8 protein-coding genes are annotated in these 13,813 nt (G+C 47.5%); 2 read left to right on the forward strand and 6 right to left on the reverse strand.

Annotation, left to right across the window (positions count from 1 at the left end; translation table 11 throughout):
• Positions 1–63 precede the first annotated feature (63 nt).
• The 4 genes from JS578_10595 to JS578_10610 all read right to left on the reverse strand — a co-directional run bounded on the left by JS578_10595 (position 64) and on the right by JS578_10610 (position 7,563).
• Positions 64–1,185 carry an alpha/beta hydrolase gene (locus tag JS578_10595; GenBank protein ID QRX63303.1) on the reverse strand — a complete coding sequence of 374 codons (1,122 nt, stop codon included), beginning with the start codon at positions 1,183–1,185 and terminating at the stop codon, positions 64–66.
• 90 nt (positions 1,186–1,275) lie between these two features.
• Positions 1,276–2,433, reverse strand: coding sequence for an esterase (locus tag JS578_10600; GenBank protein QRX63304.1), 1,158 nt, complete (start codon positions 2,431–2,433; stop codon positions 1,276–1,278).
• Positions 2,434–2,663: 230 nt separating this feature from the next.
• The gene (locus tag JS578_10605; protein ID QRX63305.1) at positions 2,664–5,303 is read right to left on the reverse strand and encodes a glycoside hydrolase family 3 C-terminal domain-containing protein; all 2,640 of its coding nucleotides are present in this window, start codon (positions 5,301–5,303) and stop codon (positions 2,664–2,666) included.
• Between the two features lie 184 nt (positions 5,304–5,487).
• The gene (locus tag JS578_10610; GenBank protein ID QRX63306.1) at positions 5,488–7,563 is read right to left on the reverse strand and encodes a beta-galactosidase; all 2,076 of its coding nucleotides are present in this window, start codon (positions 7,561–7,563) and stop codon (positions 5,488–5,490) included.
• Between the two features lie 216 nt (positions 7,564–7,779).
• On the opposite strand from JS578_10610, the gene JS578_10615 reads away from it, so the two are divergent.
• On the forward strand, positions 7,780–8,841 hold the full coding sequence (locus JS578_10615) for a LacI family DNA-binding transcriptional regulator (protein ID QRX63307.1): 1,062 nt from the start codon (positions 7,780–7,782) through the stop codon (positions 8,839–8,841).
• Positions 8,842–8,938: 97 nt separating this feature from the next.
• Positions 8,939–10,006: a substrate-binding domain-containing protein gene (locus tag JS578_10620; protein QRX63308.1), complete on the forward strand. Its 1,068-nt coding sequence runs from the start codon at positions 8,939–8,941 to the stop codon at positions 10,004–10,006.
• 23 nt (positions 10,007–10,029) lie between these two features.
• Here the strand turns inward: JS578_10620 and JS578_10625 are convergent, their stop codons facing one another.
• Both JS578_10625 and JS578_10630 read right to left on the reverse strand, forming a co-directional pair.
• Positions 10,030–10,794 carry a rhamnogalacturonan acetylesterase gene (locus JS578_10625; GenBank protein QRX63309.1) on the reverse strand — a complete coding sequence of 255 codons (765 nt, stop codon included), beginning with the start codon at positions 10,792–10,794 and terminating at the stop codon, positions 10,030–10,032.
• A complete protein-coding gene (locus tag JS578_10630; protein QRX63310.1) occupies positions 10,791–13,790 on the reverse strand; it encodes a DUF4982 domain-containing protein in 3,000 nt (999 codons plus the stop codon). Before JS578_10630 ends, JS578_10625 begins: the two co-directional genes overlap by 4 nt.
• Between the last annotated feature and the right edge of the window lie 23 nt (positions 13,791–13,813).

The following is a 13,813-nucleotide window of genomic DNA, read 5'->3' on the forward strand; positions in this document are numbered from 1 at the left end:
TTTAATTCATTTCATTTATTCTTATGCGTAACATTTACAAAAGTGGGCCAAGGTGGTTCAACCCTAAATTTCAACCGAGATTTCAAACAACTTTTGCAATCCTTCTGAATAGCTCTTTGTTGCAACCCACTCCTGAAAATTCAAATCATGGTTGTGTTTGTCAAAAACAAAGATCTTCAGATTTGATTTCTGACATGCCCGAAACCGCTCTTCAAGGTCGAAGAGCCCCTCAACCGGAACATTTGAATCATCTCTCCCATGAAACAGATAGATGGGGATTTTTACTCTGGTGAGTCTCGTTTTGTTGGGCTCAAGTGCAAAATGTTCTTTGAACCAGTTAACGGGTACCCTAAAATAGTTGTTCCATATCCAATCTTCTTCATTTTCTGCAATCTTCTTCATGAGGATCTGTTGAACTGGTTCCCGCATTTTGTTGATGTCTCTGATGTCAATTGCATTGTCTTTTACCACATCGACCGAATCAAATGGCAGATTGTTGAACAAGTAGCCTCTGTATGCAGACACTGTAGCATCTTCAAGTTCATATTCCTCTCTATCCACCGCATTGTCATCGTTGCTGTCGAATACCGATTTGATCATGATCATTACACCGTTGCCATTGTTTTGCCACTTGATAATATCAAACATGTTATCATGAGCATATCCGTGTAAGAGCAATGCATCGATCATTACCTTATTCCGTTCGGCAACCATGGAGGCGATGATTGTACCTTCGCTTATACCGTAGAGAATTATTTTACAATCACTGAAGCGATGATCATTCTTCAGGAATGCAATCATGGTTTCAATATCGTCGGCTTCGATATGGGGCTGATATTTGGCGTATTGAGTGCTGTCCACCGTGTCAAACCAAGGTGCCTGATCGCCTAAATCAACCCCACGGCGATTGTAGGTAAAGAAACCGGTTCCTTTCCCACAAAAACCTTCCGCCAATACATCATAGTAATTGAAACCATCTCTTCGGGTCAGATATGTGTATGGTCCGGTGCCGTGCACTGCAAAAACAATCCGGTCGATCTTTCCTTCTTCCGGGAGTGCGAGTCTGACTGTTGTTGTTACACCATCGGACAATTTGATCTGAAAGATTTCGGAGTTGAATGCATTGGCTTGCATTGCGGCAATTGACATGATTGCCGTCATAATCCATTTTACCAGAGTTTTCATCGTATGATATTGCCGTAATTAAAACTATTCGGGATCACTTGAATCCCGAATAGTTTTAGGAAAGCATCTAAGCTGATTTACGGTTGGTTTCTATTTGAACAACAGCGGGACGAACTCTTTCAGACATCTGCGCCAGGTGAGGAACTCATGCGCTGTTCCCGGAGATTCGTAATAAACGTTGTTGATGCCCGCATTTTTCAGCGACTCACTTAGATTTCTGGTACGTTCAGGGCGTTCTTCGGAGCCTATACCCATAAAGAATACATGAACTTTCTCATTGAATGCAGCGGGATCTTTGAAGACTCCATTGTATGCCTGATCCAATTCATTGGTGTTGATCATCCCTGCCCCACTGAATCCGCCAATGTAGGAGAATTTATCGAGGTTGTTCAGTGTGATGTTAAAGGTCTGCAATCCTCCCCAGGAGAGTCCTGCCATCGCCCTGTTGTCACGGTCGGTCAGCACTCTGAAGCTCGATTCAATGTGGGGGATGATCTCATTCAGCAGGATGGAGGAGAAGTCGGCACCAAATCTTGCTCTTGCTTCATTGGGATTTTCACCGGGCAGCGTGCTGAAGTTTTCGATGTTGCCGTTATCCATCACCACCACCATCGGTTTTGCTTCCCCCGACGCAATCAGGTTGTCCATGATGAAGTTCATCCGACCCTGGTTGGACCAGCTGGTTTCATTTTCACCCATACCATGCTGCAGATATAAAACAGGGAACTTGTGTTCCGGCTCTTTTTCGTAACAGGCAGGTGTATAGACGAAACAACGACGCCATTCATTGCGCACTTCAGAGAAGTACCAGCTTTCGCTGACCCTTCCTTTGGGAACATTCGCCTGTGGCTTGTAGTAATCACCTCCCTCTTCCGGGATTTCAATACCGCTGACCCATTTGCCCATACCGAAGACCGGTTTGCCATTCGGATCGGCCACACTTACACCGTCGATAATCACCTGATAGTAGTGAAAACCCACTACCTCCGGCTCTTGTGAGACCAGGGTCCAAAAGCCATCTTCTCCTTTTTCCATTTCACCCCGAAAGCTGATCTCTACTTTGTTGGCGTCGGGTGCGTGTACTTTAAAGTAGGTGCGTCCATCTTTGCCAACGCGGGGATACTCGGCTCCCACTATGTTGAATTCATTGGGAAGAGTTCCTTCGGGCAGCTGAACTGTTTCTTGCCCTTTTGCCAATAATGAGCAGAGGAAAAGGAAAGAAAAAAATAATTTCATCGCATTTTTCATAATCTGTTAATCATTCATTGTTTGTAATTCATTGTCTGTTCATACAAGGATGAACACCTGGTAAAAGTAGGTGAAATCCTTCTCTCAGGGGTGCAGAAAATTGAATATGGGGTGCATTATTCTTTCCGTACGGATGAATTGTATCTATTTTCGGTAATTGCATCGCAAACAAATTGCATATCCCGCTCGCTATTCTCACTGATTTCATCTGCATCTCTTCTTCTGATCAATCAGTTCACTTCAATATCCACGCTCTTCAGGCTTTTTTCAGATGAACTGCTTCCATAAAAAAGTGTGTAACTACCCTCTTTGGCTACCAGACCCGCTTTACTTTCATCATAAAACAGGAATGCATCGGGATCTACGGTCAGTTCCACCTCAACCGTTTCACCCGCTGCAATGTGTTGGCGTCGGAATGCCCGGAGAGATTTCATCGGAGCTTGTGGATCATTGTTTCTTTTCACATAAAGTTGTACCACCTCATCACCACTTCGATCGGAGGTGTTGGTGACAGGAACCTTCACCGTGAGCCCTTCCTTGATATCTACCTCTCTACCGCTGAGAACTGCATCGCCATAACGGAAGCTGGAATAGCTCAGCCCATGTCCGAAGGGATATAAAGGTTCCTCCTGCATGTAACGATAGGTGCGTCCATCCATGTTGTAATTCTGAAAACCTTTATGTTCCGGATTGTCTGCAGGTTTAAGGGCATTGTCGAGTTGTGCAGTCGATTTGTAGAATGTAACCGGTAGTCTCCCTGCAGGATTGTAATCGCCAAAGAGCACATCTGCAACGGCGGTACCGGCTGCCTGACCGCCATACCATGCAGCCAGCAGTGCGTCATAATGCTTCTCATCCTGTTCCAAGGCTATCGCACTGCCTGAGTTGAGCACAAATACGACCGGTTTGCCCGTTTTCCTCAAGCTCTCCAGCATGCGCCTTTGTACCTCGGGTAATTCTATCCACTCACGGTCACCACCCTTGAATCCTTCTGCATTCACCGGCATCTCTTCACCTTCAAGGAGTGGTGAGAGTCCCCCGGCATAAATGATGACATCCACCTCTTTGAGTCTTTCAGTTAATTCATCGAATTGTGCCAGTTCTTTTTTAAATACGGAGAAATCGATGCTCATGCGTCGACCGGTCTGTGCATGTTCCAGTTTAACCTCGTAGATCTTTCCCTTTTCCGCCTGTAAGCTAAATTCAGAGGGGATATAGGCCTCACGTCCGCTGCATGACAACACCTCTTTTCCATCCACGGAAAGGGTGTAGCTGTCGGAAGTGCTGACGGAGAAAACTGCTTCACCACTGTAAGGAGCCTTGAAAGAGCCGGTAATGCGAGTAGAGGTGTTTTCCATGTTCACTCCCTGAGCAAGTGCCGTGCCGCCTGAGTTGTTGTAGCGGATTCCTTCACTGTTCACTTCGGTGTATGCGGGACTCCCTTCAAACTGGTTGTTGTTGTAAAAGGCGACCTGCATCCCCTTTCCGTTCTCATTATCAGTGGTGAAATGTTCATAGAGCGAGGTGCGCACCCAGGGATCAACCAGGTCACAACCTCTTTCATAGATGACTTCGGTGTTGGGTAGCTTGGCACGGATACCATCGAGAATGGTCACCGTGGAAGAGGGGAATCCGTTGTAGTTACCCCACAGCATCACACTGTCGGCCGCATTGGCACCAATTACCGCCACCCGTTTCAGATTTTTGCTCAGCGGCAAGAGATCATTGTTGTTCTTTAACAGGGTCATCGACTCCCTTGCCACACGCAGAGCCATCTCCCGGTGCTTATCAGAGTCAATTACATCGGGTGAAAGGTTACTCCAGGGCACTCTTTCCACAGGATCAAGCATCCCCAGCTCAAACCAGCCTCTCAATATTCGGCGGAGCGACTCATCGATCTGATCTTCTGTGATCAGGCCCTCTTCCACAGCTTTTACCAGTTCCTCATAGGTACTGCCGCATTCCAGGTCGGTTGAGTGAATTACCGCATCGGCAGCAGCTGATTGAGGGTCGGCATGGGTGCCATGATTCTCAGGAATATAAAAATCGTTGATTGCCCAGCAATCGGAGACTACCATGCCATTGTAACCCCATTCTCCACGAAGGATGTCCAGCATCAGCCTGCTGCTGCCGCAACAGGGTTCACCCTCAAAGGCATTGTAGGCACACATCACCTGCTTCACATTTCCCTCATCGATCAGTGCCTTAAATGCCGGCAGGTAGGTCTCCCATAGGTCTCGTCCCGACACGGAAGCGTCGTAGGAGTGACGGTTCCACTCTGGGCCGCTGTGCACGGCAAAATGCTTGGCACAGGCATAGGTTTTGAAATAATCGGGATCGTCACCCTGCAGACCTCTCACGGCGGCAACGCCCAGTCGTGCTGTCAGGAATGGATCCTCTCCATAGGTCTCCTGTCCCCGACCCCAGCGGGGGTCACGAAAGATGTTGATGTTGGGAGTCCAGTGGCTGAGTCCATAATACCTGTCCCGGTTGTTGTTCTTTACAGCTTCATGGTGTTTGGCCCTTGTTTCGTCTGAAATGATGTTGAATGTTTCCAGGTGCCCCTTTTCGTTCCAGGTGGCAGCCATCCCAATTGCCTGAGGAAATACGGTTGCCAGTCCTGCACGTCCCAAACCATGCAGTGCTTCATTCCACCAGTCGTAAGCAGGTATATCCAACCGGGGTACCGGTTTAGAAGCGTTTACCATCATACCGGCCTTCTCTTCCAGTGTAAGCAGGCTAATCAGGTTGTCAACCCGCTCCTCCACTGTAAGGTCAGGATTTTGAAATGGATGGGCATATTTTTCCTTACAGCCTGACATGCTAAAGATTCCCGCAATAAATAGAATCCAGATAATTTGTTTGTTCATTCCTTTTTAAATTTGGTATTTTATTTATTAAAGTTCTATTATTGGTTTGCTTAAACTCTTAAACAGATGTAATGCAGATACAGCGTCTGTTATGATTTTCCGGTACTCTGAAACTTATTTGTAGCGCTGTGCACGTGCACATAATGTTCTATTCATGAATCGTTAATCATATGCCGTCTACCTGTTAGTTAATTTTCCAGACCAGTACTCCAGCAGTAGGAATCTCCTTTTCTCCAATTAAAATTTCCGTATCTTTTGACAGGTCTATTGTATAGGCAGAATCACTGTAATTCATTGCAATTCCGAAGCCATCGCGGTATTCGACAATAATTCCCGGAGGATAGTTTTCAACCGGAATATCAAGACGATTGAACACTTTCTTTAGGACGGCCAGTTCCAGATCACCCTTTTGGCTGTCGGCACCCACGTAGCTAACGCTGCCCTCATTAAATTGTCGGAAGGTGACAGCCGCTTTGCCGGCATAAAAATCACCTTGGTAAGATGCCCAGCTTTCAGTCTCACTCGATGGTTGCAGGATGTCGCCCCAGCTGTTCCAGCTATATTTGTTGCCATCCATCTCCACTGTTCCCGGATCGAAGGATTGTGGCAGATCATAGAAAGCAATCTCGCTACCAATCAGTTCGTAGATGGGCTCTGCGTGCTTTGCTTCCCAGAGGTGACCCAGTTCGTTCTGGTGACCGCTCCTACAGGAGATGATCAGGTTCCCTCCGTTTTCAGCGTATTGGGTCAGTTTTCTGATTAGCTCGAGGCTCATCTGTTGGTAGGCAGGTACTACTATCACAGGGTATGCAGTGAAATCAGCGTTCTCACGGATGAAATCGACGGGGGCACCGAAAGATTTCAGCGCGCGATAGTATTTCAACAGATGTGCTTCGGTGTTCCAGTGCTGTGTCTGTTTGTTCTGTTCGATGGCTACAGTGTTGTCAGGATTATAGAGAATGGCTGTTTTTCTCTTTAGATATGGTTCTGGCTGCTGATGAAGTGAAGCATTTTTCCTGAGCAATCCGATCTCACTGATAAACTGCTGGTATTCGATGCCACCGCCGGTGGGAGTGACACCATCGGGACCCACGATGCCGTAATGGTACTGTTCGTAACCATAGATAGGTGCCCTGAACCTGTATGTACAGGTAAAACGGCTTCCTCCGGCAAAGACATGCCAGAGCCAGAGACGCACGGCACCGGGCATCGGTTGTGAATTGACCGTTCCCCAGTTCACCTGCCCCGGCTGCAGCTCCATGACCCCATAGAGGGGCGAAAGGGGGCGGAAATAGTCGTTGGCCATTGCAATCCGAGAGTATTCACCCACGCGGTACCCTTTCTCACCGATACCCTTGTGTTCCCCGTAAACCATGTAGCGGGTATAGCTAATGAAATCGAGTTCTTTGTCTGCACCGATGAAACGAGCATCATACATCGGAATGAAATTGGTGGTGATCCACTGTTGGGGTGAGATGTGTTGCCGCAGTGTGCGTGCCTGCTCGTCGAGGAAAGTGCTCGTTTCCTCGTCGCAGAAACGACTGTGATCGAGCCGCTGATAGAGGTTCATGCCCCATTGCCCATGTTTTGGCAGGTTTATTTCACTGAAATTGTTATAGGTGCCACTCCAGAAGTTGGTACCCCATGCATGATTCAGCGATTGAATTTCTTTGTATTTCTCCTTCAGCCACCGACGAAAGCGTTTGAGCGCATCAGCACCATAATCAACGGTTGAGCGGGGTTCGTTGTCCAGTTGCCAGCCGATGACCCTTTCATCCTCTCCGTAACGTTTTGCCAGTTCGGAGATCATTTTCATGGAATAGGTGCGGTAGTACTCATTGGAGAAAGAGGCATGCTGTCGCGAACCATGGTCATAGCGTGTGCCATCTTCGTTTGTAATGAGGATGTCAGGGTGTTTACGTACAAGCCAGACAGGTGGGGTAGCGGTTGAGGTACAGAGAATCACCTTGAGATTATGTTTGGCAGCCAGAGAAATGGCCCTGTCGAGCCATCCGAAGTTGTATACGCCCTCTTCGGGTTCTAGTTGAGCCCAGGCAAATTCGGCAAAATGGGTGAACTCAAATCCCATCTCTGCCATCTTCATCAGATCTCTTTCCCATTGCGATTCCTCCCAATGCTCCGGATAGTAGTAGGCGCCGACCGTTGTAAGTTGCTGATCGGGAAAATAGTCCTGCGATTCCTGTGGGAAAAGCATAAGGCTCATCATAGAGAGAATCAAAAGTGATGTGACATGTTTCATGTGAATCAAACTGTTTATTTTCAATGGTATCTGAGACCAGTAGCTGCAAATATAGCTGATTTATTTCATTTTGCAACCTGAAACAGAGAGAGAATGAGTGGAACAGAATGTTTATTTTATGGAATTCGAGAAAAAGTTTGTTTCTTTGCAATGAAAACTAATGGATTGTACATTCATTGTAGTTTTATTGGAAAATTGACCTTTAAAAGAACCGAAATGCAACGCAAAGCCCGTATCAAGGATATTGCAGAAATGGCAGGCGTCTCATCCGGCACTGTCGACAGAATCCTGCATAACAGGGGAAATGTATCAGAATCTGCCCGTAAAGCAGTTGAGGAGGTGCTGAAGAAAGTGAACTACAAGCCCAACATCCACATTTCCGGGTTATCACTGAAGCGAAAATACAAGGTGGTGATAACAACACCAAGTGTTACCGAGGGGGAGTATTGGGATAGCATACATTCCGGGATTCAACATGCACTTGAGGAATATGAGAATATACGCGTGAAGTGTCTGGTGCACACATACAATGAATTTGATGTTTACTCCTGTCGTGAGGTATATGACCGTATTGTTGAAATCGATGCCGATGGGGTGATCATAGGGCTCACCTTTAAGGAGGAAACACTCCGGCTCACCCGATTGCTTGAAGAGCGGGGGATTCCCTATATCTTTGTGGATTCTACCATGGACAACAGTTCACCACTGGCATTTTTCACCTCCGATCATTACATGTGCGGTTATCTGATGGCCAAGCTGATCACCTCCATCATCCCTGCAGGCTCCGATATAGGCATGTCGCAAGCTGTGCGGATTGGCGATGAGAGCGCCAACACCAGTATCCTCCGAAAGAAAGGATTTCATGACTATCTGGAGGAGAAGAAGATCGCAAACAGCATCTTAAAAATCCCATTTTCTGCCTTTGAACCGGAGAAAAATGAGGCCTGGATGTCCGATTTTTTCCAAAGCAAGCATTCGGTGGGTGGTGTAGTCTTCTTCAACTCACGAGGAGGGTTATTGGCAGACTATTTCGCCAGGAATGGCATCAAAGATATTCACCTGATAGGTGTTGACCTTACGGTATCCAATGTGAAAGGATTGCGTGAGGGATATATAGATTTTCTGATAGGTCAGGAACCCGAACACCAGGGTTTTCTAGCCATGAAGACAATGATAGAGTTCATGATATACAGAAAGCCGGTGAAACAACGAAACTACGTACGCCTGGATATATTGACCCGGGAAACGATTGATTTTTACAGAGAATTCAATTACTGATTCAGTGAACCAAATATTTTCAGTATTAAGAAAAGGTTCTATAGTCTAAGATTCGTTGGGTTTCAAGTGATAGCAAGTGATTTGCAATAAAATGTCCATGCAAGGAAAAATTCGTATCAAGGATATTGCTGAAATGTCAGGGGTTTCACCTGGTACCGTCGACCGTATTATTCACAATAGGGGACGTGTGTCGGAGACCGCCCGTCAGGCTGTTGAGGAGGTGTTGAAGAAAGTGAACTACAAACCCAATATCCACATCACCGGACTCTCTTTACGTCGGAAGTACAAGGTGATCATCACCACCCCCGACGTGATGGAGGGAGAGTATTGGGAGAGCATCCACATGGGAATTCGTAAAGCAATCCAGGTGTATGAAAATATCCGCATCAAGTGTTCCGTATATACCTATAACCAGTATGACATCAATTCTTGCCGACGGGTCTATGACGAGATTGCAGAAATGGATACCGATGCTGTAATCATCGGTACCACTTTCAAGGAAGAGACGCTAAAGTTGGTCAGAAAGCTTGAAGAGCGTGAGATTCCCTATTTATTTGTAGACTCGACAGTAGAAGATACTGCACCACTGGCCTATTTCACATCAGACCACTATGTCTGCGGTTATCTAATAGCCCGACTGATCACCTCCATCACAACAATGGGATGCCGCATCGGGATGCTGCAGGCGGTGCGCATCGGTGATGAGAGTGCCAATACCAGTATCCTCCGCAAGAAGGGTTTTGCAGATTATCTGAGTGATAATGATATCTCCTCGGAAATTGTGCGGATCCCCTTTACTGCAATGGAACCAGAAAATAATGACCAGCAACTTGATCACTATTTTCAGGGGGAGCACGATTTTGGGGGAGTGGTGGTGCTCAACTCCCGGGGAGGCATACTCGCTGACTATTTCTACAGGAAGTCGATAAAAGATGTCCGGTTGATATGTGTGGACATTACGCGACCAAATGTGGAGGGGCTCAGAAATGGTGTTATTGATTTCCTAATCGGTCAGGAGCCCGAACGACAGGGATTTTTGGCCATGAAGACATTATTGGAGTACCTCATTTACAGGGGATTCGTAAAAGTACAGAACTATGTCAGTCTGGATATCCTCACCAAAGATACCATCGATTACTACAACCGATTTAATTTCATCTCATGATTAAAAGGTGTAAAGGATATTTCTCAGCGGTCGGTTGTCTCAGGTAATAATATGTGCCGGTTAATCTGAGGTAGATCCAACGCACTGAGACCCTCCGCCACAAAACAGGCAATCTTTCGTGCACCTTTTTCCATGGTGTGTGTATCATCCTGCAAACCCTCCAGCCTCACCGGATCAACACCCGGTTCCACCCAACGGTAGTAAGGTTTTGATGCCTCGTCACCCAGCATGGTGACAAAATCGCGCGTCCTGAGGTTGATGTCTATCAGATGAACCTGATGCTCCTCGGCCAGTTTCCGCATGATTGCTGGATATCCTTTCAACCGGTCATCGACCAGGTTCCCCTCCACAAAGGTACGCATGACGACTGAGGTGAGCAGTACAGGGGTCGCCTTTTTCTGTCGCACATCCTGAATCATCTTCAACAGGTTCTCTTCATATGCCTGGTAGGATGCATGTCGCTCAGGACGCGTGGAAGAGTCATTGTGGCCGAACTGTATCAGTACGATATCGCCGGCGTCGGTTTCATTGAGCAGCCGTTCCCATCGGCCTTCAGCGATGAAACTCTTGGTGCTTCTGCCGCCAATAGCATGGTTGACCACGGTGATCTGGCTATCGAGGAACAGGGGCAGCATCTGCCCCCATCCTCTGATTAACCCGTCTCTCTCTTCGTTATAAGTCTGAGCAGTGGAATCGCCGGCAATCAATATTTTCACCGGCTTATTGGTAGCTTTGAATGAAGATACAACAATGAGTATCCCCAATATGAGGTAGATGATTTTTTTCATTTTGATGTCGTAAATGCCTGTTCATAAATATCGATCTCCACGATGCGAAGTTGTCCCTTCGCATCTTCGGCGTTGGGATCACGATAGAGATCAAGTTCTTTCGTGCCGGTGATTTCCACGATCTCGCCAAAGGCATCCTGATCGCTGCTCTGTCCAAGCAGCCGTACCTCAACGAATCGTCCCACTGTGGGCTCAATCGGTATGGCGACATAGCCGAGACTCTTTTCCGTTTTACCTTCATACACCTTTTGCTCATCAACATAGATTTCGATGGGATAGCTTCTCATACGCCAGCCGGTGAGCTTCAGTTCGATCTCCGAGATCAGGGCGTCCCGTTCCAGTTCGTAACGTATCCAACCGGAGGAGAGCTTCCCGTCATTGGTCCACTCTGACAACTCGTTGTCATCGAAACTGTTTCTCACGCTTTCCGGATTTGATGCAGCCACAGCATTTAGGATCGAGATCTGATTGCGTGAAAGGGTGAATGATTCACCTCCCGTCACCTCACCCCTTTCCATATAGCTGGGAAGATGGTCGGCACTGATATATGTGGCAAGACCATTTTCCTCGCTGAATGGGATGGAACGGAAGGAGAGTGACGCCGGTGTCAGCCCCTCAGCCATGGCGTTTAATCTGATGTTCCCACTTTTGGTGGTGGAGCGAATCAGGAGACGATTCACACCGCCTTCTACCGGTAACTCTTTTGAAAGGATATAATTATCCGGTCCCTGTGCTATGCCCCCTCTCCATTCAGCCGGTCCGGCAAGATCGAAGGTGATCATGTTGTTAGCCAGAGGGCAACGGTTTCCTTTGCTGTCAACAACCTCAACCTCTGCCAATACAAGGTCGGCACCATCGGCCTTGAAGCCGTCGGGAGCCTGCATGAGTCTCATCCGGATGGCTGCCGGTTCATCGGCTGTGGTGAGCTGATGACGGCTCATCTCCTTTTTATCGGTATCGTAACTGACCGCCTCAATGCTTCCCGGTTCCCATAGTATGTCACTGAATGTGAACAGGAAATGGTTATTTCGCTCTCCGAACCCTTTGGATGTGCCATTGATGAAAAGCTCCACTTTTTCTCCCGTAGAAACCACATAGATATCTTTTTTTGTGTTGGGTGAATAGTTCCAGTGACCCACGATGTGTGTGCGGTGGTTCTCGATGTCAACCCATCCATTCCACATCACCCTATGTGCGAAGAAGCCGTCCTTGGGTATACGCATCGGGTCGGTCACCCCACTGCGACGGTAGTTTTCCTCACCCCTGAAATGGGTGTTACTGTCGGAGAAGATGATTTTTGCACCTCCCGAGCTGACTCTTTTCCCGGTGCCGGGACGAATTCTAAAATAGTCGTGCCACCTCCTCACGAGCTCAACGGCAAATGAATCCTGGTTACGGTTATAAGAGCTGGCATTTTGTCCTTTATACAGTGGTCCAGCCCCATTCTGATGATAGGGGTAGGTGTAGTTATCCCAATATTTTCGCAAGCCTTCATCTCTACAGTACTCGGTGGCCCACATGGGGTGCCGCGCACTCTTGTTGATATAGAGCATCTCACCTCCCCATTCCGCAAGTTTACTGTCAAGCATCTCCCGGGAGCCGATGGCACGTCCGCCATAGGGGTCATATCTGTCGCGCACGGCGATCATATCGGCCATGTGCTCCTCACTGATCGATTCGTTGCCACTCTCATAGAAGAGAATACTGGGGTTGTTCCTGTTGTAGATGATGGCATCGCGCATCAGTTCCACCCGCTGCTCCCATTGCCGGCCTCCCGCATCGCGCTCCGCATCACCCGCCGGCATGGCCTGGATCAAGCCTACCCGGTCGCACGACTCCACATCCTGCTTCCAGGGTGTGACATGCATCCAACGCACCAGGTTGCCGTTTCCTTCCACGATCATGCGGTTGCTGAAGTCACTCAGCCAGGCAGGAACAGACATCCCCACCGACGGCCATTCGTTGCTGGTGCGCTGTGCATATCCCTTGAGCTGTATCACACGGTCGTTGAGCCAAATCATACCATCGGCAAAGCGAGTTTTCCGGAAACCAGTGCGGGTGGTCACCATGTCAACCGGTTCGTTGTCCACGAAGAGTGTGGTATGTACATTGTAGAGGTAACCATAGCCCCAGCTCCAGAAGTGTAGATCGTTCACCCTGCCGGATACCTTTGCAGTGATGGTTTCGCCAGGTTGTACCATCATCTCATTACCTGTAACCTCATGAATCACTTTGCCTTCCATATTCTCAATGGTCATCCCAAATCGGAATGTACGAGGGTTTTCATGTTCATTCTTAATTTCTGACTCTGCGAAAATATTAGCACTTTTCTTGCTCACGTTGATCTCACGGGCATAAACATAGGTGCCGGTTGTCTTCAGGTTGCTGTATAGCGGCAGTGTCTGGTACAGCTTATTGGATACATGCAAGTAGACATTTTTGGGAATCCCGCCGTAGTTGGCATTGAAATTACGGTCGTTCCACTGATATCGCTGATCTGTTGCACGCTCCCTGTAGCTCCATGAATTGTCTATGCGCACAGCCACCACGTTCTCTTTGTTGAAGTTGATGTGATCGGTGATGTCGAACCCTGCTGCCATCACCCCATTTTCATGCAGGCCAATCGATTTGCCGTTGATAAAAAATTCACCGCCAAAGCGGATGCCTTCAAACTCAAGAAACACCTTTTTTACCCTGTCGCTTTTCGGTAGACGGAAATGTTTCCTGTACCAGACGATGGTATCAGTATGTTGGTCAATGGCTACCCTGAATGGTTCATCTTCATTGAACGCACGGGGAAAGGTGATTTCCTTCCACGTGTCATCATTCAATTTGGGGTCGTTGCCGTTGGTGATATCACCAATATGCAGCAACCATCGACTGTTGAAATTGTACTTAACCCGATCGCTTTCAGTCTGATCCGACATCGAAAACAAGGACTGAAAAAAAGAAGATAAGAGAAAAAGTGAAAAAATTAGTTTGATCTGTTTGTTCATTGCTGCTTTGTTTGCCTTTTGTT

It is taken from the genome of Dysgonomonadaceae bacterium zrk40 (assembly GCA_016916535.1).
Lineage (GTDB): Bacteria > Bacteroidota > Bacteroidia > Bacteroidales > Dysgonomonadaceae > Proteiniphilum.